The sequence below is a fragment of the Chitinimonas naiadis genome (assembly GCF_054780835.1).
Window position 1 is genome coordinate 1 of the sequence record NZ_BAAGVO010000009.1, and the last position, 23729, is coordinate 23729.

Sequence of the window (23729 nt, forward strand, 5' to 3'; positions counted from 1 at the left end):
AGGAGACCGTCTCCGCCATCTCGCCGATGCTGTCGGCGCTCTCGCGGATCTGCCGGATCAACTCCCGCAGCTGCGTCTGCATCTCGTTGATACGATTTAGCAGGCTGTTATGGTCGGAGGATTTCATCACGATCTGGGTATCGAGATGGCCGGCCGCAATGCGCTGCACCACGTCCACGGTGTAGGCCGGCTCGCCCCCCAACTGACGGATCAGGTCACCGGCGAGCTTGAGGCCTACCAGCAACATCACCACCAGCGTGATCGCCACGACTGTGAGCAAGGTGATGCTGTTGCGCCAGAAGGCAGCGTCCACATCGTCGAGATAGATGCCACTACCGACGATCCAGCCCCAGGGCTCGAAGCCCTTCACATAGGACAGTTTGGGGACCGGTTTGTCGGCACCGGGCTTGGGCCAGAGGTAGTCCACAAAACCCTCGCCCTTGGCTTGCACCACCTTCACGAACTCGACAAACAGGTGCTTGCCGGCCGGGTCCTTGTTCTCGGTCAGGTTTTTGCCGTTCAGTTCGGGTTTGATCGGGTGCATGAGCATGACCGGCGTCATGTCATTGATCCAAAAATACTCGCTCTTGTCGTAGCGCAACGCCTGGATCTGTTCCTTGGCACGGGCCTGGGCATCGGCGCGGCTCAACTTGCCGCTTACTTCCAGCGCATGGTTGGACACGATCACACCGTGCGCCACCTCGATCAGGTTGCGGGTCTTCTGCTGCCGGTCTTCCATCAGGGTCGACCGCTGGCTGCTCAGTGCCGTCGTGGCCACCACCAGCAAGCCCACCAGGGCAATCAACACCAATGACAGCAATTTGCTGCGCATGCTCATCTGCTTCATGGCTACCGCCTCCATCCTGTTTTTATGCCCTGCCATTAAGCAGTCTTTATAGACCGACGAGCAAGCAAGAACGCGGCATTCAGGAAGAGGCGCCGTCAAAACGCCCGAAATGAGGAGGAGAGATCAGCTACTGGCGGTAAAATTCACCGCGATCGTGCCCTTTGGGCTTTCCAGCCACAAACGCCAGTCACGACGTCCCTGCACGCAGAGTGGCAGCACAACCAATGCCGCCAGTTGGCCCTCGCCAGCAGGTTGCAGTGGTATGGCAATCGGGCCCATGTCCATGCCCACCATGCCAAAGCGGGCGGTCATCGGCACCGCCCCCCCGGCGATCTCCAGCCGGAACGGCTTCAGCCCCGAAGGAGGTCGATCAGCGCGCACAGTCAGCGCTTGTCCTGCCAGGGGAATCGTGCAGGCCACGGTGAGATCGCTACAACTGACCTGCACCATCGTCTGCTGGGCGGGCTTGCGCAACCAGTTCGCCAAACCCAGCAACGCCGCCAGGCCCAGTACCGCCAGCAGCAGACCCCAGGCAGGTTTCATTGCCAGGCAGCCCTGAGCAAGGCCACGCCTTGCGCGCCGGCCATCCGGGCATCGGCAAGGTCGGCTGTCGTCAGCCCGCCTATACCGTAGACCGGGAATGGCCAGCCCTGCCCCACCAGCGCAGAAAACCCTGCCCAGCCCAGGCCCGACCTGCCGGGGTGGCTTAGCGTAGGCTTGATATTGCCGAGCACCGCGTAGTCCAGCTCCAGCCTGGCCGCCTGGGCCAGTTCTTCTGCATTATGGACCGAAGCACCGACCCAACCGGCAGGCCGCACTTCGGTACGCATCAGCTCACGCGCCGGCAGATGCAGGCCATCTGCGGGCAAGCTGCCCACCTGCTCTGCGCTACCGTGCACCAGCAAGCGGGCACCGTGAGCGCTGAGCCGTGAACGGACCAGCGTCGCCAGGCGGGCATAAGCCGTGGCATCAAGCTGCGGCTCGCGCAGCACCAGCCAGCGCAAACCCTGCGCCAGCCGTACATCCAGCCGCGCCAACCATTCGGACTCACCCAGCTCGGCCACATTGGAGAACGCCAATTCGGCAGGCAGTTGCAGGCCACGCAGTATGGGCGTATTGGCCGGCAGCACCGGGTCTACCGTCAACGCCCCCGGCATCTGCCACGCAAACTGTTGCCCCTCATGCGGGTGCGGCTCACCTTGCCAGGCGGTTACCTTGAAAAAATTGAGCCGCACGTGGGCGTGTGGATAGGTGAAGACCTGTACCAGCCAGGGCTGGGAAGCCGTGACAGTGACCCCCATTTCCTCTTCCAGCTCGCGGTTCAGTGCCTCTGCCGGGGTCTCGCCCGCCTCGAGCTTGCCGCCGGGGAACTCCCACCAGCCGGCGTAGGGCTTGCCTTCGGGGCGGGAACCCAGCAGGAACTGGCCGTCCGGCCGGATCAGGATGCCGGCGGCTACATGGGTAGTCTTGATGTCGCTCACAGATGCTCGCTATCGAATGACGCTACAGCCCGCAACCTTGATTGCAAGCCGGTGATGGATACTCAGGGCTGAGTGCGCCCAGCCCAGTCCTTGGCAAATTGCCAGGCGACCCGTCCCGAGCGCGAACCCCGACCCAGCGCCCAGTTGAGCGCAGCACGTTCGATCGGTTCGTCCCAGGCCGTGACGCCAAACTCGGTCAGCCAATGCCGCACCGTCAGCAGGTACTCATCCTGGCTGAACGGATAGAAACTCAGCCACAGCCCGAATCGCTCGGACAGGCTGATCTTCTCCTCGACCGCATCGGCCGGATGGATCTCGCCATCGACATGGCGGGTACGGGCATTCTCGTCAAAATACTCGGGCAGCAGGTGGCGGCGGTTCGAGGTCGCGTAGATCAGCACATTGGCCGAACGGGCGGCCACGCTGCCATCGAGCACCGACTTGAGCGCCTTGTAGCCCCCTTCGCCTTCCTCGAAACTCAGGTCATCGCAGAACAGGATGAACTTCTCCGGCCGGCCGGCGATCTGCGCCACGATATCGGGCAGGTCGCACAGGTCTTCCTTGTCCACCTCCAGCAGGCGCAGGCCCTGCTCCGCATACTCGTTGAGCACCGCCTTGATCAGCGAGGACTTGCCCGTGCCGCGCGCCCCGGTCAGCAATACATTGTTGGCCAGGCGACCAGCCACGAACTGCCGGGTATTGCGATCGATCTCGGCCTTCTGCGGTTCGACATTCTGGATATCCTCGAGCCGGATCAGATGCGGCTGGTGGATGGCCTCCAGCCAGCCGACCGAGGTACCGAGCGCGACCTTCTTGCGCCAGCGGAACGCCGGGGCCGACCAGTCCGGCGCCTGCCCGACGGGCGGCAGCAGGCTTTCCAGACGGGCGACCAGGTTTGCAAAATCAAACATGCATCACTCCCTGCGAGGTGAGCGCTATCAGGAACGACCGCGCTTAAGCCGCTGCGCCGTGGTCTTGCCGACCAACCACATGGCCACGCCATAGAACAGCCCGGCCGAGCCCCAGATGGCGGCATTGCGGAATACAAAGTCGGTGGTCAAGGTCGCCGGCACCGGAAAGCTGAGCAGTACCGGCGCCAGCGTGAACAGCACGCACATGGGCAGGCCCCAGCGCAGCAGGCCAATATCGAGCACGAACAGCACGAAGCCGCGCCGCTCGAGCTGCTGCCACTGGATCAGTTTTTCCGCATCGGTCTTGCGTTGCCAGAAAGCCATCTGATCACCCCGCTCAGCTGCGGTAATCCGCGTTGATCTTCACGTAGTCGTAGGAGAAATCACAGGTCCAGACCGTGGCCGTGACCGGACCACGGTTCAGCACTACCCGGATCAGGATTTCTGCCTTGTTCATGACCCGCTGGCCATCTTCCTCGCGGTACGCCGGGTTACGGCCACCCTGGGTCGCCACCAGCACGTCATCAAGGTAAAGGTCGAGCTTGTCGACATCCAGATCGTCGATGCCGGCGTAGCCGATCGCAGCCAGGATGCGGCCCAGGTTGGGATCGGAGGCAAAGAAGGCTGTCTTCACCAGCGGCGAGCGGCCGATCGCATAGCCCACGGCTTTGCACTCGGTCTCGTCGCGGCCACCTTCGACCTGCACGGTCATGAACTTGGTCGCGCCTTCGCCATCCCGGACGATCGCTTGGGCCAGGGTCTGCGACACCTCGGTCACGGCGGTGCGCAGCGCGTCGTACTCGGCGCTTGCCGCATTGCTGATTTCCAGCTCGGCCGCACCGGTCGCGATCAGCATGAAGCTGTCGTTGGTCGAGGTATCGCCATCGATGGTGATGCAGTTGAAGGAGCGGTCCGCCGCATGCTTGACCAGGCTTTGCAGCAAGGGCTGCGGCAACCGGGCGTCGAAGGCCACGTAGCCAAGCATGGTCGCCATATTCGGGTGGATCATGCCGGCGCCCTTGGCGATGCCGGTAATTGTGATGGTCTTGCCGCCGATCACGACCTGCTTGCTGGCGGCCTTAGAGACCACGTCGGTGGTCATGATCGCCTCGGCCGCCTCGGCCCAGTTGGCTGGTGCCAGCTTGGCGACAGCCCCGGGCAGCGCAGCCACGATCTTCTCGTGCGGCAGCGGCTCAAGGATCACGCCGGTCGAGAAGGGCAGGATCTGCTCACGCTGTGCGCCCAGTTGGGCCGCCAGGGCATCGCAGACCTTCAGCGCGCGCTCACGGCCATCCAGGCCGGTGCCGGCATTGGCGTTACCGGTATTGACCACCAGCGCCACAGGCGCCGCGACCGACAGATGTTCACGGCACAGTTGCACCGGTGCCGCACAGAAACGGTTTTTGGTGAACACGCCCGCCACCGTACTGCCCGCCGCCAGCTTCATCACCAGCACATCCTTGCGGCCAGGTTTCTTGATACCGGCCGACCCGATACCCAGCGTAATGCCGGGCACAGCAAACAAGGAGGCGGGGTCGGGGGCGGACAGGTTGACGGGCATGACGTAAATCCTTATCGGGAAGCGAAATGTTGCGGTGCGAAAAAAGCGGATTGTAACCAGATAGCCGTCTCATCCAAAGACCTTTGGCGACAGGAATTTCCCCCTGCTGGCACAAGGCGATACGGACCTCGCCAGCAGCGAAAGATTCCACCCCATCGCCCCTGCCGGCAGCGGCCGGCCACGGGTTATCATGCAAGCCATCTTTACCGGCACCAACAAGGCTTCCCATGTTCACTCCCGATACCTACCGCGCCCGCCGCGAGGCCCTCGCCCAACAGGTCGGCTCCGGCCTCATCCTGCTGCTCGGCAATGCCGACAGCCCGATGAACTACACCGACAACATCTATCACTTCCGCCAGGATTCGAGCTTTCTGTACTTCTTCGGCCTCGACCTGCCGGGCCTTGCCGCCCTGATCGACGTCGACGCCAACACCGCCACCCTGTTCGGCGACGATGGCGGCATCGACAGCATCGTCTGGACCGGCCCGCTGCCCAGCCTCGCCGAGCAGGCCCAGGCCGTCGCGGTCAGCCAGACCCAGCCGATGGCGAAGCTTGCCCACGTGGTGGCCACCGCGCGTGACGCCGGCCGCCAGGTCCATTTCCTGCCGCCGTACCGCGCCGAACACCGGCTCTGGCTGGCTGAGCTGCTGGCGCTCTATGCCAGCGCGGTGGATGCCGCGGCCTCCGACAGCCTGACCCGTGCCGTCATCGATCTGCGCTCGGTCAAGTCGGACGATGAGATCGCCCAGATGGAAAACGCCCTCGACGTCGCGCACCGCATGCACCTGCTCGCCATGCGCTCGGCACGTCCGGGCGTACGCGAACAGGAAATCGTCGGCCTGATGGAAGGCCTTGCTGCCAGTCAGGGACGCTCGCTCGCCTACCCCATCATCTTCAGTCGCGACGGTCACATCCTGCACAATCACGGCCATGGCTACACGCTGAAGGCCGGCGACCTTGTCGTCAACGACAGCGGGGCCGAAAGTCCCTTGCACTACGCCAGCGACATCACCCGCACCATCCCCGTTGCCGGACGCTTCAGCGAACCGCAGAAGATCGTCTACCAGGCGGTACTGGATGCGCAGCTGGCCGCCATCAACAGCATGAAGCCCGGCGTCCCCTACCGTGAAATCCACGACCTGGCCGCCCGTGTGCTGGTCAACGGCGTGGAGGAACTGGAACTGTTCAAGGGCCCGGCCATCGACGTCGTCAACGGTGGCGCCTACGCGCTGCTGTTTCCGCACGGCCTGGGCCACCATATCGGCCTCGATGTGCACGATATGGAAGCGCTCGGCGAGAACCGCGTCGGCTATGGCGAGGGCGTGGAGCGCAGCACCGATTTCGGCCGCCGTTCGCTACGCCTGGGTCGCCCACTACGCGAAGGCTGGGTGGTAACGGTCGAACCCGGTGCCTATTTCATCCCGGCCCTGATCGACCGCTGGGCCAGCGAGAAGCGCCACGACCACCTGATCAACTACGACGCCTTCGACAAGCTGCGCAACTTCGGTGGCATCCGCATCGAGGACGACGTGCTCATCACCGCCGACGGTGCGCGGGTACTGGGCAAGCCCATTCCCAAGACCATCGCCGAGGTTGAAGCCCAAGCCAGTGCCTGAGGCAATGCCCGCCGGCTTGGCCCCCCGCTAGACTGCCCCGCCCGGACTCCTTGGTCAGGTTGCGGGCACGGCCACCGGTCCTGCCAGAGAACAACAATATTCGAGGTGTTGACCCCCATGCTTCGCCGTACTTCGCTAATGCGCGCCTGTGCCCTCGTTTTTTCCTGCCTGCTGCCGCTGGCCCATGCCGATGAAGGCATGTGGACCTTCGACAACCCGCCTGCCGAGCCATTGAGCAAGCGCTATGGCTTCGAGCTGACCCCCGCCTGGCTGGGCCGGGTCCAGCAATCGGCGGTCAACCTGGGTGCATCCGCTTCCTTCGTGTCTGCCGAAGGCCTGTTGCTGACCAATCACCACGTTGCGCTGGGCTGCCTCGAAAAACTGTCCAGCCCTGGTCATGACCTGATCCGGGATGGTTATGTGGCACGCCACCGTTTGGAAGAGCTGCGCTGCCCCGGCAGCAATGCCCGCATCCTTGTCTCCAGCGAAGACGTGACCGAACGCGTGAGCAAGGCCAGCACCAGCAGCAAGGGTGGCGACGCGGTCACCGCCAGCCGCAAGGCCGTCATCGCCCGGCTGGAGGCAGACTGCAAGCAACAAAGCGGCTTGAGCTGCGAAGTGATCCCGCTGTACAAGGGCTCGCTCTATCACTTGTATCGCTACAAGGAGTGGGATGATGTGCGCCTCGTGTTTGCGCCGGAATACCAGGCCGCATTCTTTGGCGGCGATGCCGACAACTTCGTCTATCCCCGCTACGCGCTCGACTTTGCCCTGATGCGCGTCTATGAGAACGGCAGGCCGGTACAGCCCGCCCATTACCTGAAGCTGGCCCGGAAACCGGTGGCAGAAGGCGACCTGATTTTCGTCGCCGGCCACCCCGGCGCGACCGACCGCTTGTTGACCATGGCCCAGTTGCGTACGGTGCGCGACGTGACGCTGCCGATCAAGCTCGCCAGCCTCAAGCGACAGCAGGCGCTGCTGCAGGCCTACGCAAAACGCTCGCCGGAAGCGGCCCGACAGGCATTGGACAAGCTGTTCGGGGTGGAAAACGGACTGAAATCCAGCCTGGGCCAGCAGACCTTCCTGCTCGATGCCGACCAGATGACCCGGAAGGAGGCGGAAGAGGCGCGCTTCCGTGCCGCCTACCAGCAGCAAGGTCTGGCGGGTGATCCCTGGGCGGATGCCGAAGCCGCCAGCCGCCGTGAAGCTGCGCGTGGCAAGGAACTGTGGGCACTGGGCTATGGCTATCGCACCCTGTTTGACTATGCCGGCAGCCTGGTGGAGCAGGCCTATGAGCGGCAATTGCCGGAGAGCGAACGGCTCAGCACCTACCGTAGTGCTGGCCTACCCGAAATCGAACGCCGCCTGCGGGCCAAGGTACCGTTCTACAAGGACCTGCAAGTCGCCATCCAGGCCGGGTATTTCCTGGAAGCCGAACAACTGCTGGGCAAGCAGCATGCCTTCGTCCGCACCGTACTGGGCGACGAAACACCGGAAAGCGCGGCCGAGCGCGCCATCCGTACCAGCAAGCTCGATGACGTGAACGAGCGCGTCCGGCTGCTGGGTGGCGGTATCGCCGCCATCGAGGCGTCGGACGACCCGCTGATCCAGCTGGCCCGCAAGGTCTATCCCTTGCGCCGTGAACTGATCCGCTACCAGGAAACCCAGATCGACACCCCCAGCAAGCAGGCGGCCGAGAAACTGGGCCAGGCCCGCTTTACCATGAGCGGCCGCGCCCTACCGCCCGACGCGACCGCCACGCTGCGCCTGAGCTATGGCACGGTGGCCGGTTACCAATCAGGTGGCATTGCCACGCCCTGGAAGACCACATTCGGTGGCCTGCTGGCACGGTCCGACAGCTTCGATGGCAAACCACCGTTCCAGCTCGCCAGCAAGATCGCTGTCGCGCGCAGCAAGCTCGATCCAAGACTGCCGCTGAACTTCGTCACCACGGCCGACATCATCGGCGGCAATTCCGGTTCGCCGGTCCTGAACAAGGACGGTGACTGGGTCGGCCTGATCTTCGACGGCAATCTGGAAGGGCTCGCTGGTCGCTTTGCCTACAGCGATGCCACCGCGCGTTCCACGGCGGTCGACGCTCGCGCCATCCTGCACGCCCTGGAGCGTATCTACGGCGTGCCCGAACTGGCCAAGGAGTTGCGTGGCGGCAAGTAGTCCCGTCAGCAGGGCAAGAAAAACGGCTGCCTATTGGCAGCCGTTTTCATTACACGGGCAGATCAGCAATCGCCTAGAACTTCAGTTCCAGCGACGCACGTACCACAGTGCTGCTGGGGGTGATCGTATCGCCGATCACGCGACCATTGGCATCCGCATAGGCGGTCTGGGCAATATTGTCTTGGTGCAGCACGTTCGAAAGCGACACCCGCAACTGCATCTTGGGGTCGAATTTCCATAGTGCGTAGCCGTCCAGCACCCGCTTGGCGCCGCTGTACGAGTACTGCGTCTCGGACAAGCGGACCGAACCACCGCCCTGGAAGCTGAAGTTGCCACCGATCGTGAGCGGTTTCCCTTCGAGCTTGTAGTCCAGCCCCAGGTTGGCACTGACCGGCGTTTGCGAATCCAGCCGGTTGTTCGGGCCAGGCACCTCGTCCACGCTGGACCAGGCCCGGGTCAGGTTGGCGCGCAGGTCGATCGCCGGCGCCGTCGGCATCAGCGCCTTGAGCCGGACCTTCGCCTCCAGTTCGATACCGCGGGTATTGGCATTGCCCTTGTTGAGCGGCTGGCTGGTCCAGCGGCCGTTGACCAGCGACAGGTCGCGCAAGGTCACGTCCGAAATACGCCGCACGAAGGCGCTGGCGCTCAGCAAGCCGCCTTCCGCCATGTAGTGCTCGTAGCCCAGATCCAGCCCCCAGGCCAGTTCCGGCTTGAGATCGGGGTTGCCCTGGTAGTCCGGGCTATTCTGCGAATTGTTGACCGAGATATAGCGGCGCGGCACCAGATTGCCGGTACTCGGTGCCTTGTAGGTGCGGGTCAGGCCAAAGCGCAACTGGTCATTCTTGGTGTCCGGTATCTTCCACAGCGCCTGCATCAGGGGGCTGAAGACGCTGGAACGGTTCTGGATGGCGGCCAGCACATTGCCATCCGTCCGCGTATCCAGCCCCTCCCAGCGCAGACCGGCATACAGCGACCAGCGCGGGTTCACCGCCCACTCATCCTGGGCAAACAATGCCAGCCGGCTGACCTTGGCGACATAGTCCTCGTCGATGTTGACGCTGGGGCGGCCGTCGAAATTATGGTCGCGCTGGATACGATCCTCACCGCGCTCGCTGTACTCGCCATCCCAGCCCAGGGCCAGTACATGGTCCGTCATCAGCGGGCTGGTGTACTTGCCACCCAGGGTAAAGCCCTTGTCGGTCGCCCCCGAGGTCACGGTACGGCTCAGCCCCTGCTGCAGTTTTTCGTTGTAACCCACCAGCAGCACGTCCGAACTGCGCTGGTTGTAGCTGGCCCCCAGTTTCAGGTCGAGCTTGCCTTCCTCGCCGATCTTGCGCACCCAGTTGAGGTTGCTGCGCACCATCTCCCAGTGCACGTCGATCTGCATGTCGTTGTTGGGATAGGCAGGCTGGCCACCCAGCTCGGTACTGGCCCGCTCGGTCACGAAGCTCTTGTACTGGTTGACGCTGGCAAAGCTTTGCGAGGTCAGCGTATCGCCATCGCCGAACTTCCAGTTCAGGCGGGGCGAGAGATTGAGCGAGTTGTAGTGATCGTCGCGGACCGTGTCGGTCGTGCGCAGCAAGGTAGGCGCGTGGCCGTCATCGGCACGATCCACCGAGGTCAACGGCCGGTCGGCCCGGTTCATGATCAGGTTGGCTGCGAGGCTGTAGGAGAAGTTGCCGTCCCTGTCCGACCATTGGCCGTTCACGCTGGGCGAGTAGCGATCACTCTCCTCGGCAAGATTGAGCTTGATCTCGCGCTGGGCCGTCTGCACCGCCTTCTTGAGTACGATATTGATACCACCGGCGATCGCCTGGGTGCTGTACTCGGCGGTCGCGGCCCGCATGATCTCGATACGCTCGATCAATTCGGGTGAAACCGAATCGAGCGAGAAGCCGGGTGGCGCCGGCTCGCCATTGAGCAGGATCTGGGTGTAGCCACTGCCCAGGCCACGCATGCGTATCTCGCCACCACGCCCCTGCGTACCGCCGATGGTCACGCCGGGCAGGCGCTTGAGCACATCCGCCAGCGTGCTGTCGCCATAACGCACGATCTCCTCGCGGGTCACCACCACCTTGGAGGCGGTCGACAGACGTCGTTCGTCGGTCGCCTGGCTGCCCTGTATCTGGATCTTGTCGTCAGCGGGCTTGGGCGCCGGCTTGGCTTCATCGGCATAGGCCTGCAAGGCGCAGGCGACCAGGACCACCAGTTGGCTGGGGCGTAAAACGGGGAGTATCGAAGGCATGGGAAGCGCGGGGACCGAAGCAAAGCGCGCGAGCATGCCACGATAGTGTGTCATTCGTCGTATCCGGCAGCGTAGGCGTTGCATGCAAACAACCGCCCGGCTCATTGGAACAGGGCCGGCTGGCGGCTCATCTTCTCACCCTCGCCCGGCGCCTGCACGCTGACCGGCACCTGTTCGTCGACCACCTCGAAACGCATGCGGTCCAGCCAGACCTGGCCCTGCCCATCCAGCAGCACCCCATAGGTCAGTCGCTCCGCCTGGGCCGGTATGTCAAGCACCACACTGTACTCGGTCCAGTCACGGCTGCCATGCAGATGCAAATCCTGGCTGTTGTAGAAGGCACTGCCGAACTTGTCCGGGCTATCGGCCCGCATCCACAAGCCGGTCCAGCCGGTCACGTTCCGATAGCGCAGCCAGCCACTCAGGCGGACGCGCTTTCCAGCGTAATCCGCGGGATCGAAGGCGGTCAGCAGGCTGCCAAAACCTTCACCGCGATCCTGGTTGTTCCAGAGCGTACCGGCGCCATGGCCCGACAGCGTCGTCCTGGTGTCCAGCGCGGCCTGGTAGTGGGAGACCTTGCGGCCGCCGAGCATCCAGCCCTTGGGCAGCTCGGCGGCAATCAAGGTCGGCATGAGCAGGCAGGCCGAGAGGGACAGTGCCCAGACCTTGGGCGGAACGGGCAGATGCCGTGATGAATACATGGGATTTCCTCCGATTGGATTGCTTATGTCGGCCTAACGCCGGGCGCCAATCTAGCCGGCGGGGTTTTACAAAACCACGGAGCTCGTCGTATCCTTTGTAACGGTCGGCAGTTCACCCAGGCGTCGCCATCCCTCTCCGGGACACGCTAAACCTGCCAGGCAATTAAAAAGCGCCCACGCATCCTGCGTGTGTTGCGCCGCTTGGCTCGAACCTCGAGTGCCAAGCCACAACGGCGACCATGGCATACCCATGCGGTAGGCACGACGACAAGGATTCGACCATGTCCCGTCCCGTATTCCCGTTTCACGCCGACGATATCTCCATCCTCGCCCGTTCCCTGTGCAAGCAATGGCAGGATCAGGACACGCCGCCCGGCCATGTGCAGATGCTGAACATGCTGGCCCGCGCCGTCGGCTATCAGAATTTCCAGCACTTCCGCGATCAGGTCGAGGCGGCCCCCGCCAGTCCGACGACACTCGCGCTACCGGACGATGCAACGCTCACCGAACCGGATCACGCCGCGCAGCGCGCCGCCGAAGCCCGACTCGGTCCGGTGGAAAGCAAGCGGCTGTTACGCCATTTCGATGCGCAAGGCCGGCTGCAACGCTGGCCCGGCAAGTTCTCCGAGCAGTTGCCCATACTCTGGACCCTGTGGGCGCGCATCCCCGCCCGCCGCGATTTCAGTGAGCGGGAGATCAACGACTACATCCGCGAGGGCGAAAGCTTTGGCGACCATGTCCTGCTACGGCGCGAGCTGGTGAACTACAAGCTGCTCGCCCGTACCCTGGATGGTCGCGTCTACCGTCGGGTCGAGCAGCCGCTGCCGCCTGCGCTTGCCGAACTGGTGCATACCGTCCTCGGCAAGGCCGCGGCATGACGCCGATGGCCTTTTGCCCCCTACGTCCAGAGCGAACCACCATGCAGATTGAACTGAAACCTTACGACCCGAGCCAGGATGAGGCACTGGGTGCCCTCCGCCGTCGGCAGGCCGGCTACGAGTGGGAGGTCGGCGATCCGCTGTCCCTGGCCGATGCCGCTCGCGGCCACGGCCGTCAGGCCTGCTCGGCCTGGCTGGGTGAAACGGCGCTGGGTTATGCCGCCTGGGTGCTGCTGGGTGTCGAGCAGGACGGCTGTGCCTACGGTTCGCCGTTGCTGGCCACCGATATCCGCGCCGCCAGCCTGTTGATCGCCACGGTACGGCAGGCAGCGCGGGATGCCGGTGCAAGCCGGCTACGCATCAGCGCCCGCCTGCCGGAGCAGGCCAAGCGACAGGCGCTCGAAGCCGCCGGGTTCACCAGCCTGTTCGACTTCGTGCACCTGCAGATCGCCCTGCCCCTGGCCGGACAATCCGGGCTGCCGGCAGGCCTGCACAGCGTGCCGGTCGATCAGATCGACTGGTCACGCATGCAGGCCTGCTATGCGGAGACTTTCGCCCATGTGCCGAACGCACCGGTCCCGGATGTCGCGACCATGCAAGCGGAGTGGCTAGAGGCAGATTGGCAATCGAGCTGCGTGCTGGCCGACCCCGTCGGGGAGTACCAGGCCTTCCTGCTGATCACCGAGGGTGAGGTTGATGCCGTCGGTGTCTGCGAAGCCTGGCGGGGTCATGACCTCGCCGCCATCCTCTACCGTCGGGCCGGTCCCAGCCTGCTCGCCCAGGGGCATGCGGTATTGCGGGCCATGGTCGCCAGCACCAACCGGGCCTCCATGCGCCTGCATGAAAAGCTGGGATTCAGCGAGCGCATGCCCAGCTGGACGGTCTATGAACGCCATCTATAGCTAGCATCACTCAGGACAGGGGCAGGCTGACCAGCACCCGGCAGCCCTGCCCCTGCTCCGACGCCAGGATGCGGACCTCGCCGCCATGCCGCTCGGCGATCTCGCGGACGATGGACAATCCCAGTCCCGCCCCTTCGGCCGGCACATTGTCACCCCGGAAAAACCGCAGGAAGACCTGCTCGCGTAACGCCGCCGGTATCCCCGGGCCGTTGTCGCTCACGCTGATCACCAGCCGACCGGGCTCCGGATGTACCGCCACCGTCACCCAGCTCCCTGGCGGGCAATAGCGGCAGGCGTTGTCAATCAGATTGCTGAGCATCTCCCGCAGCAACCCGGCATTACCCTTGATGCCACGCGCCTCCTCCATGCCCTCATAGCCGAGGTCGATCTGACGGGCGAGTGCCGTCGGCACCATCTGTTCGGTGGTGTTGCGCATCAGTCCGGCCAGATCGACCAGCTGGTAGCTGGCCGCCACCGCCAGGCCCGATTCGGCCCTCGCCAGCGACAGCAGTTGTTCGGCGGTGTGGCTGGCGCGCAGCGCGCTCTGCTCTATCTCGCCCAATACCGCGTGGGCGCTGACGATGCGCTCATCCTTGAGTGCCAGTTGCGCCTGCAGTCGCAAGGCGGCCAGCGGCGTACGCAGCTGATGCGCAGCATTGGCGGTAAAGCGCCGCTGCATGCCGATCGCTTCATCAAGCCGCGCCATCAGCAGATTGATCGCGTGGATCAGGCCTCTCACTTCGCGCGGGGCCAGGCCGGGCTCCAGCGGGGAAAGATTCTCCAGCGAGCGGCGGGCGGCCTCGGCTTCCAGCGCAGCCAGGGGTGCCAGCCCGCTGGCAATGCCACGCCACAGCATGCCGACGCTGACGATCATCAGCACCCCCATCAGCGCAATCAGGCCAAACAGTACGTCACGGATCAGCGAGTCGCGCTTGTGGCGCGTCTCGCCCACCTCGACCAGTACCCGCCCACCACTGCCCAGGCTGGGGGCGATACGGATCAACCGCAAGCGGCCGACATGGGAATCCACGTCGCGGTACTGCACCTGCGCCCCCTGCGGCAACTCGATGGCCAGTTGGGCGGGCAGTTCGTGTTGCCCCAGGATATGGCCGGTCTGCAGGTCCGTGACGCGGTAGACGATCTGATCGAACTGGTCGGTCAGCAACACGCGCTGGGCCGGGGCCGGCAGGTCCAGGTGAGCGACGCCATCACGCAATACCACCTGCTGCGCCAGGCTGGTCGCCAGGTCAAACAGCGCCCGGTCATAGGCCAGGTTGGCATAGCGCTCGGCCAGGGCATAGCCCACCGCCGCCCCCACCAGCGCGATGACGCTGAGCGCCGCCACCAGCCGGGTCGTCAGGGTACGACGCAGCGAGCGGTCAAGCGCCATGGGTTTCCTCGCGCAGCAGGTAACCCACGCCGCGCACGGTCAGGATGCCCAGCCCCGCCGGCGCCAGCTTGCGCCGCATCCGGTGGATATAGACCTCCACCATGTTTTCACCCGCCGCCAGGTCCGCGTCACCCATGCGCCAAGCAAGGCTTTCCTTGTTCACGACCTTGCCGGCTTGCTGCAGCAGGGATTCCAGCAGGATCAGATCCTTGGGCGACAGGAACAGGGCCGCACCGTCGACCATGGCCTGGCGCGACTCCCAATCCCATTCCAGGCGGCCCAGGCTGGTCACCGCGCCATGCCCCCGGCGCAACAGCGCCCGCACCCGTGCTTCGAATTCAGCCAGGTCGAAAGGCTTGGGCAGGTAGTCGTCGGCACCGCTATTGAGGCCGTTGATCCGGTCCTCGAGCCGATCACGCGCGCTCAGGATCAGCACCGGCAACTGCCGCCGCCGAGCCCGCAGACGCCGCAGCACTTCCAGCCCATCGAGCTTGGGCAGACCCAGGTCGAGCACGACCAGGTCGAACTGTTCGGCCGCCAGCAAGGTATCGGCATGTTGGCCGTCGCTGACCACCTGTACCAGGTAGCCCATGCCCGTAATGGCCTGTTCCAGGCCACGCTGCAAGGCCGGGTCGTCTTCCACCAGCAGGATACGCATCGTATTTCAGCCCTCTTTAAGCTTGGCTTCCTAAGATGGCGAGCAATTCACCACCGCCGCACAGGTTTACCCCATGTACCTGAAGTCGCCCTTAAGGCCTGCCAACCAGCCTTGCCTGCTGTTGCACGGCCTGATCAGCAGCGCCGCCGAATTCTCGCCGCTGCGCGCCCCGCTGGCCGCGCAAGGCATCGCCGTGCACACGCCGGCCCTGCCAGGCTACAGCCATGCCCCCCAGCTCAAGCCGCATCGCTGGCAGGATTGGCTGGCTGCCGCCCGGCTGGAACTCGATGCCGCCAGCCAGGACGGCACGCCGGTGGCGGTCGGCGGCCTCTGCATCGGAGCCCTGCTGGCGCTGGCGCTGGCGGCCGAATCACCGGAGAAGGTCAGCCACCTGGTGCTGCTCTCCCCCACCCTGTACTACGACGGCTGGGGCCTGTCGCGCTGGCGCCGGCTGCGTCATCTGGGCTATCTGCCGGGCCTGCGGCGCTGGATAGGTGCTCGTGAGCGGGAGCCGTACGGGGTGAAGAACCCGCAGATCCGCAAATGGATCGCCCGGGAACTGGAAAAGCAGGCGGTGTCTGCCGCCGGCGCAGCCACCTTGCCGCTGTGGGCCATCCACGAAGCCGAAAAGCTGATCGCCCACATCAAGCGCACGCTGGGCCAGGTGCGCACCCCCGCTTTGATCCTGCATGCCCGCGAGGACGAGGTCACCAGCCTGCGTAGCGCCCATCACCTGGTCGACGCGCTCGGGACGGTCCGCACCCGCCTCACGGTGCTGGAGAACAGCTACCACATGATCACGCTCGACAACGACCGCCATATCGTCCAGCGCGAGATCGCCGATTTCCTGCGCAGCACGGCGCCCGCCATGCCTGCCGTCTACACCACGACCCATCTCTATCCGGAAGGAATCCAACCATGTCTGCAACCCTGACCACCCTGCAGGACCTGATCGTCGAGAAATATGGCGTCGAGCGCGCCGAACTACAGCCCGAGCGCGCACTGAGCGAGTTCGGCCTCGACTCCCTGAGCCAGGTGGAACTGCTCTTCAGCGTGGAAGAAACCTTCGACATCAGCATCTCGGACGAACACGCACAGGTAGATAACCTGGCGGCACTGGCTGCGCTGGTGGATCAACTGCGCGGCGAGGCAGCCCTGGTATGAAGCACGCGGTCGCGATCACCGGCATCGGCCTGATCAGCCCCCTGGGCAACGATCCCGGTCAGGCTTTCGAATGGTTACTGGCGGGCCAGTCCGGCATACGATTGCTACCCCCAGCCCTCGACAACGGCGTCGCCACCGCCGCCGGTCTTTGCGACTTCATTCCCGACCCCTGGTTCAACAAGCTGCAGCTCTCGGGGGTTGATCGCGTCAGCCAACTGGCCGTCGCCGCCAGTGATCTCGCGCTGCAGGACGCCGGGCTCGCCGGCAGCCAGTTGGCGGACGCCAGCGTCTACCTGGGTTGTGGCATGGGGGGCGCCCAGGCACTGGAGAGCGCCTATACCGGCCACTTCTCCGCCCGCCCCAGGGTGTCGCCGCTATCGGTCGTCGCCAGCATGACCAATGCACCCGCAGCCCATATCGCCATGCGCTACAGCATCCACGGCAAGGTCATGAGCTACGCCATGGCCTGCGCCTCCTCGGCCGCCGCCATCGGCGAGGCCTGCCGGGCCATCCAGTATGGCGATACCGAGATCGCCATCGCTGGCGGTGCGGAGGCACTGCTGGTCCCGGGCGTGATCCGTGCCTGGCAGAGCATGCAGACGCTGGCCACGCCCGACATCGAGCAAGCCCATACCGCCTGTAAGCCGTTCTCAAGTACGCGTAGCGGCTTGGTGCTCGGTGAAGGCGCCGCCGTGCTGATCCTCGAACGCCTGGACCTCGCCCAGGCACGCGGTGCCACCATCTACGCCCAGCTCAGCGGCTATGGCATGAGTTGCGACGCCAGCCACCTGACTCGCCCGGACCCCAACGGCCAGGTCCGCGCCCTGCAGGCCGCCCTGCTCGACGCGGGCCTGCAAGCCGCAGACGTGGGCTACTGCAACGCGCACGGCACCGCCACCCAGGTCGGAGACCCGGCCGAATGTGCGGCCTTGCGTCAGGTATGGGGGAATGATCTGGGTCGTTTGAAGGTCAGTTCGACCAAGTCCATGCATGGTCATCTGCTAGGCGCAGCCGGCGCGCTGGAAGCCGCAATCACGGTGCTGGCACTGCACCATGGTCAGCTACCGCCCACGGCACATTGCGACGAACCGGACCCGGCCTGCAACGTACCCTTGATCCGCGATCACGGCATTGCCGCCCCCACCTTGCAGGCTGCCATCAGCAATTCCTTCGCCTTCGGCGGCAGCAACGTCGTGCTGGCCTTTACCGCCAGGCCCTGACCCCGCTCAGGCCTCGTCAAACAGGCTGGCCTGAGCCGCGGGCTTCGCCAGCAGCAGCTTGCGTACTGGCGTCGGGATGCCGGCGTTCAGCGCTTCGGCCCGGCTGAACCAGCGGCTATCGTCGTCGGCCTCCACGGGCACCGTGCCCGTCACGTCCAGCACCAGCGGGGTGATGGTCAGGCGAAAGTGGGTAAAGGTATGCACCAGCGCCGGCAAGGTCGGCCCCGTCGCCACCTGCAAGCCAAAGCGGGCGCCGGCCAGCGCCGTGGCTTCCGCTTTGCCTGCCGCTTCCGGCAAGCTCCACAGCCCGCCCCAGATACCGCTGGGTGGTCGTTTTTCCAGCAACAGGCGGCCTTCGTGCTGTAGCAGCAGCATCACCGTCTCGCGCTCCGGCACGGCTTTCTTGGCCTTGCGGGTCGGCAGCTCGGCGGTACGGCCTTCGATATGCGCCCGGCAATCCTCCCGCAGGGGGCAGGCAGCGCACTGCGGCTTGCTGCGGGCACACAGGCTCGCACCAAGGTCCATGATGCCCTGGGTAAACGCAGGCATGTCCTCCCCGCTCACCGGCAGCAAAGCCTCCGCCAGTTCCCACAGCCGGTTCTCGATCTTCTTCTCGCCTGGGAAGCCGGTGATCCCGGCCCAGCGGGTCAGGACCCGCTTCACATTGCCATCCAGGATGGGCGTGCGCTCGGCAAAACAGAAGCCGGCGATGGCGGCGGCCGTGGAGCGGCCTATGCCGGGCAAGGTCGCCATCCCGGCCGCACTGGCCGGGAAAACACCATCGAAGTCGCTGACCACCTGGCGAGCCGCCTTGTGCAGATTACGCGCCCGGGTGTAGTAACCCAGGCCGGCCCAGTGGGCGAGCACGTCATCGAGCGGCGCGGCGGCGAGCGCCGCCACGGTCGGAAAGGAATCAGTGAAGCGCTGGTAATAGGGGATGACAGTCGCGACCTGCGTCTGCTGCAGCATGATCTCGGACAACCAGACCCGATACGGATCGGCCACCTGCCAGGGCAGGTCATGCCGACCATGGGCACGCTGCCAGCGCACCAGGCGCTCGGCAAACGGGCTCACTGCAGGCCCCCGACCATCATGAACAGGAACCAGGACAGCCGACGGCAAGACCGCGGCCCGGGCAACATCACGCATCGAACCACCCAGCGACAAGACCGGCCATTCAGCGCGGTGCTTCAAAATTGAAATTTCCGGCGTCATCGAGATACCCGCCCGGATTCCAGGCCAGCTCCCAGACATAGCCATCGGGATCGGCAAAATAGCCGGTACGACCGCCCCACACGGCATCTTCAGCCTGCCGGGTAATGGTCGCCCCCTTGGCCGCCAGCGCGGCCAGCAATGCATCCACCTCGTGCCGCTCGGCCACGTTATAGGCCAGCGAGACCCGCGCGTGCCCCGCTACGCCACCGGCAAGCCCGGCATCCCGGGCAAGATCCTCGGCCGGATAGAGCGCCAGCACAAAGCCATTGAGCTGAAAGAACGCCACACCTACCTGGCTCTTGGGCGACAGCGGCCAGCCCAGTACCTCGCAATAGAAGCGCTGGGCACGTGCCAGGTCGGCCACGCCCAGCGTGATAAAGCTCAGGCGCGGCAGCAGGCTGGGTTCCTTGGGCATCGGCACGGCCCGGCTTAATCCTGCGGCTGCGCCGGCAGTACCGGCTTGCCGGTCAGGTCCGAGACCAGCAGCGATTCAAGCTGCGGCAGTACATGACCCAGCCGCTCTTCGAGGAAGCGGTAGATGGTATCGACCGTCACCTGCGTGGCACGCTCGATCTCGATATTGACCCGGTCGCCGATGCGCTTGGCTTCCAGCGTGGTCACGCGACGGGTTTCCGGGATCAGCCAGACGTCGAAGGTATTGCGCTGCTTGTCCACCGCTGCCACGGTCAGGCTGGCGCCGTCGATGGCAATGAAACCCTTGGCAAAGACATAGCGCATGTACTGCGGCGCCAGCTGGAAGGTGATGACCTTGTTGTTCTCCGGCAGCGTGATGTCGGCGATCTCGGCAGTGCAATCCACATGGCCCGACAGGATATGCCCGCCGATCTCCGCACCTTCACGCGCCGAGCGTTCGACATTGACCGAGCTGCCCACCTCGAGCTTGCCCAGGGTGGTGATATCCAGCGTCGCCAGCATCACATCGAAGGCCGTCGCTTCGGGCTGCAGTTCCGTCACGGTCAGGCAAACGCCCTCCACCGCCACGCTCGCACCGATCTCCAGGCCCTCGGTCATGCCATCGGGCAGCCGCAACAGGACCGAGACCAGGCCCGGCTGCTTGATCAGGTCGGCAACGACAGCGCGGCCAGACACGATTCCAGTAAACATGTGATTTCCCATCTCGACAAAGTAGCGAGCCTGGCAGCACGGTAAGCGCCAAGCCCGAGGGGGTCTGTTCGGTATTTTACGCGAGCGTGCCGGACATCAGGGTTTGTTGCAGGCACTACGCTGCGGCGCATTCACCGCACATGGGGACGAAACCACGGCATTTACAGCCCGGCCCATGAAAAATGGACAGCCCGCGGGCTGTCCATCATCGTGGTGGACCGTCCGGCTACTTGATCCCCACCCCTTCGAAATTGTTGTTGGTGAAGGGGCTCGGCACATAGCCGGTGACGCTCTTCTGGAAGGCAACCGTACTGAGCGGCTCGGCCAGCGTCGCCCACGGCATTTCCTCAATGAATATCTTCTGGGCCTGTTCATACAGCTTGGTCCGGGCCGCGATATCGGTCGTACGCTTGGCCTGGTCCAGCAGCTTGTCGAACTCCTTGTTGCACCAGCGCGCCCGGCCTTCCCCGCTCTCGACCGAAGAGCAACTGAGGTTGGGCGTCAGGAAATTATCCGGGTCGCCGTTGTCACCGGCCCAGCCATACACGGTCACATCATGCTCGCCGGCCTTGGTGCGTTTCTGCAGCTCGACCCATTCCAGCACCGTGACCTTGGCGTTGATGCCGATCTTACGCCAGTCGCTTTGCAGCATCTCGGCCGTCAGCTTGGGATTGGGATTAGAACCGCTGCTGCCGCTGCGCACCATGATGTTGAGTTCGAAGCCATTGGGCACGCCGGCCTCCTTGAGCAGCTTCTTCGCCTTCTCGATATCCGTGCTGTAGGCCGGAATGGACTTGTTGTAACCCCATATCCGCGACGGCAAGGGCAGATGGGCGGGCGCCGCATTGCCCTGCCAGACGGCGTTGATGATGGATTTCTTGTCGATCGCCAGCGACAGCGCCTGTCGCACGCGCTTGTCCTTGAGCTGCGGTTTCTGGGCGTTGTAGGCCACATAGGTCAGCAACAGTGCCGGGGTCTGCAGTACCGTCAGCTTGGGATCGGCCTTGAGGCCGGGGATGTCGGCCGGGTTCGGGTAGACCATGACATTGCACTCGCCACCCTTGAGCTTCTGCGTCCGTACCGCGCCGTCCTGGGTGATGGCGAAGATCAGCTTGTCGCTGAGCTGCTTGCCGCGCCAATAGCTCGGATTGGCCTCGTAACGGATCTGCGCTCCCTTGTCGTAGCGCTTGAATACAAAGGGGCCGGTGCCCACTGGCTTGAGGTTGATGTCGTAGGCGCGGCCGGCCTTGTCGAGCTGCGTCGCATACTCGGCCGATACCACGTCGGTGAAGCCCATGCCCAGATCGGCCAGGAAGGGTGCCTCCGGCTGGCTCAGGGTGAACTTCACGGTGTAGGGGTCGATCTTGTCGATCTGCTTGATCAGGGTGGGGAAGCCCATATCGCTGGCATATGGCCAGCCCTGCGGGCTCGCCTTGTTGCCCGGGTGCTTGGCGTCGATCATGCGCTGGAAAGTCCACAGCACGTCGTCGGCATTGAAATCCCGGCTAGGCTTGAACCACTCCGTGGTATGGAACTTCACGCCACGACGCAGATGGAAGGTGTACTCCAGGCCGTCCTTGCTGATATCCCAGCGTTCCGCCAGGGCAGGTATGACCTTGGTCGTGCCGGGCTCAAACTCCACCAGGCGGTTGTAGATCGCCTCGGACGAGGCGTCGTGGGTGGCCGATGCCGTGAACATGCCGCCATCGAAGCCTTCCGGCGCGGCTTCCGAGCAATAAACCAGCGGCTTGGCCTGGGCGGCGGCCATCAGGGCCAATGCCAACAACGAAATCCCGTGCAATCTCATCGCGCTATCCTTGATCTACCTGCGCCGCAGCCGCGGCCAAACATGAAAAAGGGACAGGTTGCCCTGTCCCTTTACATCGCGCTGTCGCTTACTTCAGCGATACGCCGTAGAACGACATCAGGCCGAAGGGGCTGATCTTGAAGCCATCCACCTTCTTGCTCACCGGCACATTCACGACCGAGTGGGCGATGGTGGTCCAGGGCAGCTCGCGCTTGAATACTTCCTGGGCCTTTTCATACAGGGCGGTACGCTTCTTGACGTCGGAGGTACGCTTGCCGTCGACGATCAGCTTGTCGAACTCCTTGTCGCACCACTGGGCATAGTTGGCGCCACCAACGGCATCGCAACCCAGGTTGGTACCGAGCCAGTTGTCCGGATCCCCATTGTCACCGGTCCAGCCGAACATGCCGGCATCGGATTCCCCGGCCTTGGCGCGCTTCAGGTACTCGCCCCACTCGAAGGTGGTGATCTTGGCCTTGACGCCGATCTTGGCCCAGTCGGACTGGATCATCTCGGCCATCAGCTTGGCATTGGGGTTGTAGGGACGCTGTACCGGCATGGCCCACAGCGTGGTCTCGAAGCCATTCGGGAACCCGGCCTTGGCTAGCGCAGCCTTGGCGGCTTCCACGTTGTAGGCGGCATCCTTGAGGTTCTTGTTGTAGGACCACTGCGACGGCGGCATCGGCGCGACGGCCGGCACACCGGAACCCTGGTAGACGGCCTCGATGATGGCCTTCTTGTTGATGGCCATATCGAGCGCACGGCGCACCGCGACGTTATCGAAAGGCTTGTGCTTGACGTTGTAGGACACCCAGCCCACGTTGAAGCCAGGCTGGCTCAGCACGGTGACCTTCGGGTCCTGCTTCAGCACGACCACGTCGGCCGGCTTGGGCTGGAAGGCGATATCGCACTCGCCGGCCTTCAGCTTCTGGGCACGCACGGCGCTATCGGTCGTGATCGCGAACAGCAGGTTGTCGATCTTGACCTCACCCTTCTTCCAGTAATCCTTGTTGGCCGAGAAGCGGATGATCGCGTCCTTCTGGTAGCTCTTGAACACGAAGGGGCCGGTACCGATAGGCGCGATATTGATCTGCGAGGCCTTGCCCGCCTTCAGCAGGCTGTCGGCGTATTCGGCCGAATGGATGGACGCAAACGACATGGCGAGGTCAGCCAGGAAGGAGGCGTCGACATTCTTCAGCGTGAACTTCACGGTCTGCGGGTCCAGCTTCTCCACCTTGGCGATATTGGTGTCGAGGCCCATATCGGTGAAGTAGGGGAATTCGCTCGGGTAGACCTTGCGGAAAGGCTGCTCCTTGCTCAGCATGCGCTCGAACGTGAACAGCACATCGTCGGCGTTGAATTCACGGCTGGGCTTGAAGCTCTCGTTGCTGTGGAACTTCACACCCTTGCGCAGGTGGAAGGTATAGCTCAGGCCATCGGCGCTGATATCCCACTTCTCGGCCAGACCCGGGATCACCTTGGTGGCACCACGCTCGAACTCCACCAGGCGGTTGAACACCGTCTCGGCCGAGGCATCAAAGTCGGTGCCGGCCTGGTACTGGCCGGGATCGAAGCCGGCCGGGCTGCCTTCGGAGCAGTATTTCAGGGTGGTCGCTGCGGAGGCCTGGGCCGCGGCAAAGCCGGCAGCAAGCGCGAAGGACAGCACGGTCAGACGCTTCATGGAGTTCATCCTCGTGGGTTGAGTTGTGCAAAACAATGACGGGTGTAACGTCTCGCGCAAAACGGTAACACAGTCGCACGCCACGATGACAGCCGGCCACAAGCCTTGTTGCAAGTGGCTGACAGCCCCGCGCACAAATGCAGCAGGAATAT

22 protein-coding genes are annotated in these 23729 nt (G+C 64.2%); 7 read left to right on the top strand and 15 right to left on the bottom strand.

All coding sequences use genetic code 11. The features are described 5' to 3' along the window. The 6 genes from ACYVHK_RS23155 to argJ form a co-directional block, all read right to left on the bottom strand. The coding region (locus ACYVHK_RS23155) for a cache domain-containing protein (protein ID WP_460537129.1) at nucleotides 1-847 on the bottom strand (847 nt) is incomplete at its 3' end. Nucleotides 848-970: 123 nt separating this feature from the next. Continuing rightward, nucleotides 971-1390 carry a hypothetical protein gene (locus ACYVHK_RS23160; protein ID WP_460537130.1) on the bottom strand — a complete coding sequence of 140 codons (420 nt, stop codon included), beginning with the start codon at nucleotides 1388-1390 and terminating at the stop codon, nucleotides 971-973. Next, nucleotides 1387-2328 carry a Nudix family hydrolase gene (locus tag ACYVHK_RS23165; protein ID WP_460537132.1) on the bottom strand — a complete coding sequence of 314 codons (942 nt, stop codon included), beginning with the start codon at nucleotides 2326-2328 and terminating at the stop codon, nucleotides 1387-1389. The genes ACYVHK_RS23160 and ACYVHK_RS23165 overlap by 4 nt, the downstream gene beginning before the upstream one ends. Before the next feature lie 62 nt (nucleotides 2329-2390). After that, nucleotides 2391-3239, bottom strand: a complete 849-nt coding sequence (locus tag ACYVHK_RS23170; RefSeq protein WP_460537134.1) for an ATP-binding protein — start codon at nucleotides 3237-3239, stop codon at nucleotides 2391-2393. Between the two features lie 27 nt (nucleotides 3240-3266). Then, on the bottom strand, nucleotides 3267-3563 hold the full coding sequence (locus ACYVHK_RS23175; protein WP_460537136.1) for a hypothetical protein: 297 nt from the start codon (nucleotides 3561-3563) through the stop codon (nucleotides 3267-3269). A gap of 13 nt (nucleotides 3564-3576) precedes the next feature. Beyond that, on the bottom strand, nucleotides 3577-4800 hold the full coding sequence (gene argJ / locus ACYVHK_RS23180; RefSeq protein WP_460537139.1) for a bifunctional ornithine acetyltransferase/N-acetylglutamate synthase: 1224 nt from the start codon (nucleotides 4798-4800) through the stop codon (nucleotides 3577-3579). A 227-nt stretch (nucleotides 4801-5027) separates the two neighbouring features. On the opposite strand from argJ, the gene ACYVHK_RS23185 reads away from it, so the two are divergent. Further along, complete coding sequence (locus ACYVHK_RS23185) at nucleotides 5028-6416, top strand: aminopeptidase P family protein (RefSeq protein WP_460537141.1); 1389 nt, start codon at nucleotides 5028-5030, stop codon at nucleotides 6414-6416. A 117-nt stretch (nucleotides 6417-6533) separates the two neighbouring features. Then, nucleotides 6534-8591: a S46 family peptidase gene (locus ACYVHK_RS23190; RefSeq protein ID WP_460537143.1), complete on the top strand. Its 2058-nt coding sequence runs from the start codon at nucleotides 6534-6536 to the stop codon at nucleotides 8589-8591. Nucleotides 8592-8664: 73 nt separating this feature from the next. Here ACYVHK_RS23190 and ACYVHK_RS23195 read toward each other — a convergent pair whose 3' ends face one another. After that, nucleotides 8665-10890: a TonB-dependent receptor plug domain-containing protein gene (locus ACYVHK_RS23195; RefSeq protein ID WP_460537145.1), complete on the bottom strand. Its 2226-nt coding sequence runs from the start codon at nucleotides 10888-10890 to the stop codon at nucleotides 8665-8667. A 47-nt stretch (nucleotides 10891-10937) separates the two neighbouring features. Further along, entirely contained in the window at nucleotides 10938-11537 is a 600-nt protein-coding gene (locus ACYVHK_RS23200; RefSeq protein ID WP_460537147.1) for a hypothetical protein, read from the bottom strand. 281 nt (nucleotides 11538-11818) lie between these two features. Here ACYVHK_RS23200 and ACYVHK_RS23205 point away from each other — a divergent pair, with 281 nt between their 5' ends. Together ACYVHK_RS23205 and ACYVHK_RS23210 are read left to right on the top strand one after the other, a co-directional pair. Further along, the gene (locus ACYVHK_RS23205; RefSeq protein ID WP_460537150.1) at nucleotides 11819-12415 is read left to right on the top strand and encodes a DUF2087 domain-containing protein; all 597 of its coding nucleotides are present in this window, start codon (nucleotides 11819-11821) and stop codon (nucleotides 12413-12415) included. 41 nt (nucleotides 12416-12456) lie between these two features. Further along, the gene (locus tag ACYVHK_RS23210) at nucleotides 12457-13317 is read left to right on the top strand and encodes a GNAT family N-acetyltransferase (RefSeq protein WP_460537153.1); all 861 of its coding nucleotides are present in this window, start codon (nucleotides 12457-12459) and stop codon (nucleotides 13315-13317) included. Nucleotides 13318-13327: 10 nt separating this feature from the next. Here the strand turns inward: ACYVHK_RS23210 and ACYVHK_RS23215 are convergent, their stop codons facing one another. Further along, a complete protein-coding gene (locus ACYVHK_RS23215; RefSeq protein ID WP_460537155.1) occupies nucleotides 13328-14707 on the bottom strand; it encodes a sensor histidine kinase in 1380 nt (459 codons plus the stop codon). Next, entirely contained in the window at nucleotides 14697-15365 is a 669-nt protein-coding gene (locus tag ACYVHK_RS23220; protein ID WP_460537157.1) for a response regulator transcription factor family protein, read from the bottom strand. Before ACYVHK_RS23220 ends, ACYVHK_RS23215 begins: the two co-directional genes overlap by 11 nt. A gap of 73 nt (nucleotides 15366-15438) precedes the next feature. On the opposite strand from ACYVHK_RS23220, the gene ACYVHK_RS23225 reads away from it, so the two are divergent. The 3 genes from ACYVHK_RS23225 to ACYVHK_RS23235 are packed head-to-tail and all read left to right on the top strand — an operon-like array spanning nucleotide 15439 to nucleotide 17749. Continuing rightward, nucleotides 15439-16299: an alpha/beta hydrolase gene (locus ACYVHK_RS23225; RefSeq protein ID WP_460537160.1), complete on the top strand. Its 861-nt coding sequence runs from the start codon at nucleotides 15439-15441 to the stop codon at nucleotides 16297-16299. Then, on the top strand, nucleotides 16284-16529 hold the full coding sequence (locus ACYVHK_RS23230; RefSeq protein ID WP_460537162.1) for an acyl carrier protein: 246 nt from the start codon (nucleotides 16284-16286) through the stop codon (nucleotides 16527-16529). Before ACYVHK_RS23225 ends, ACYVHK_RS23230 begins: the two co-directional genes overlap by 16 nt. Continuing rightward, nucleotides 16526-17749, top strand: coding sequence for a beta-ketoacyl-[acyl-carrier-protein] synthase family protein (locus tag ACYVHK_RS23235; protein ID WP_460537164.1), 1224 nt, complete (start codon nucleotides 16526-16528; stop codon nucleotides 17747-17749). The genes ACYVHK_RS23230 and ACYVHK_RS23235 overlap by 4 nt, the downstream gene beginning before the upstream one ends. Before the next feature lie 6 nt (nucleotides 17750-17755). On the opposite strand, the gene mutY is transcribed toward ACYVHK_RS23235, so the two are convergent. From mutY to ACYVHK_RS23260, 5 genes are all read right to left on the bottom strand, one after another. Next, nucleotides 17756-18943: an A/G-specific adenine glycosylase gene (mutY, locus tag ACYVHK_RS23240; protein ID WP_460537166.1), complete on the bottom strand. Its 1188-nt coding sequence runs from the start codon at nucleotides 18941-18943 to the stop codon at nucleotides 17756-17758. Continuing rightward, nucleotides 18927-19379, bottom strand: coding sequence for a VOC family protein (locus tag ACYVHK_RS23245; protein WP_460537737.1), 453 nt, complete (start codon nucleotides 19377-19379; stop codon nucleotides 18927-18929). The genes mutY and ACYVHK_RS23245 overlap by 17 nt, the downstream gene beginning before the upstream one ends. Before the next feature lie 14 nt (nucleotides 19380-19393). After that, nucleotides 19394-20089 (bottom strand): riboflavin synthase, encoded by a 696-nt coding sequence (locus ACYVHK_RS23250; RefSeq protein WP_460537168.1) that lies wholly within the window; start codon nucleotides 20087-20089, stop codon nucleotides 19394-19396. A gap of 226 nt (nucleotides 20090-20315) precedes the next feature. Further along, a complete protein-coding gene (locus ACYVHK_RS23255; protein ID WP_460537170.1) occupies nucleotides 20316-21896 on the bottom strand; it encodes an ABC transporter substrate-binding protein in 1581 nt (526 codons plus the stop codon). A gap of 88 nt (nucleotides 21897-21984) precedes the next feature. Continuing rightward, complete coding sequence (locus ACYVHK_RS23260) at nucleotides 21985-23586, bottom strand: ABC transporter substrate-binding protein (protein ID WP_460537172.1); 1602 nt, start codon at nucleotides 23584-23586, stop codon at nucleotides 21985-21987. Nucleotides 23587-23729 lie beyond the last annotated feature (143 nt).

Coding starts and splice junctions, on each gene's coding strand:
- ACYVHK_RS23170 (WP_460537134.1), bottom strand. CDS start 3,239: ATGTTTGATTTTGCAAACCTGGTCGCCCGTCTGGAAAGCCTGCTGCCG.
- ACYVHK_RS23250 (WP_460537168.1), bottom strand. CDS start 20,089: ATGTTTACTGGAATCGTGTCTGGCCGCGCTGTCGTTGCCGACCTGATC.
- ACYVHK_RS23210 (WP_460537153.1), top strand. CDS start 12,457: ATGCAGATTGAACTGAAACCTTACGACCCGAGCCAGGATGAGGCACTG.
- ACYVHK_RS23230 (WP_460537162.1), top strand. CDS start 16,284: ATGTCTGCAACCCTGACCACCCTGCAGGACCTGATCGTCGAGAAATAT.
- ACYVHK_RS23235 (WP_460537164.1), top strand. CDS start 16,526: ATGAAGCACGCGGTCGCGATCACCGGCATCGGCCTGATCAGCCCCCTG.
- ACYVHK_RS23260 (WP_460537172.1), bottom strand. CDS start 23,586: ATGAACTCCATGAAGCGTCTGACCGTGCTGTCCTTCGCGCTTGCTGCC.
- ACYVHK_RS23200 (WP_460537147.1), bottom strand. CDS start 11,537: ATGTATTCATCACGGCATCTGCCCGTTCCGCCCAAGGTCTGGGCACTG.
- ACYVHK_RS23225 (WP_460537160.1), top strand. CDS start 15,439: ATGTACCTGAAGTCGCCCTTAAGGCCTGCCAACCAGCCTTGCCTGCTG.
- ACYVHK_RS23220 (WP_460537157.1), bottom strand. CDS start 15,365: ATGCGTATCCTGCTGGTGGAAGACGACCCGGCCTTGCAGCGTGGCCTG.
- ACYVHK_RS23160 (WP_460537130.1), bottom strand. CDS start 1,390: ATGAAACCTGCCTGGGGTCTGCTGCTGGCGGTACTGGGCCTGGCGGCG.
- ACYVHK_RS23190 (WP_460537143.1), top strand. CDS start 6,534: ATGCTTCGCCGTACTTCGCTAATGCGCGCCTGTGCCCTCGTTTTTTCC.
- ACYVHK_RS23205 (WP_460537150.1), top strand. CDS start 11,819: ATGTCCCGTCCCGTATTCCCGTTTCACGCCGACGATATCTCCATCCTC.
- ACYVHK_RS23245 (WP_460537737.1), bottom strand. CDS start 19,379: ATGCCCAAGGAACCCAGCCTGCTGCCGCGCCTGAGCTTTATCACGCTG.
- ACYVHK_RS23215 (WP_460537155.1), bottom strand. CDS start 14,707: ATGGCGCTTGACCGCTCGCTGCGTCGTACCCTGACGACCCGGCTGGTG.
- ACYVHK_RS23185 (WP_460537141.1), top strand. CDS start 5,028: ATGTTCACTCCCGATACCTACCGCGCCCGCCGCGAGGCCCTCGCCCAA.
- ACYVHK_RS23255 (WP_460537170.1), bottom strand. CDS start 21,896: ATGAGATTGCACGGGATTTCGTTGTTGGCATTGGCCCTGATGGCCGCC.
- ACYVHK_RS23175 (WP_460537136.1), bottom strand. CDS start 3,563: ATGGCTTTCTGGCAACGCAAGACCGATGCGGAAAAACTGATCCAGTGG.
- argJ (WP_460537139.1), bottom strand. CDS start 4,800: ATGCCCGTCAACCTGTCCGCCCCCGACCCCGCCTCCTTGTTTGCTGTG.
- ACYVHK_RS23195 (WP_460537145.1), bottom strand. CDS start 10,890: ATGACACACTATCGTGGCATGCTCGCGCGCTTTGCTTCGGTCCCCGCG.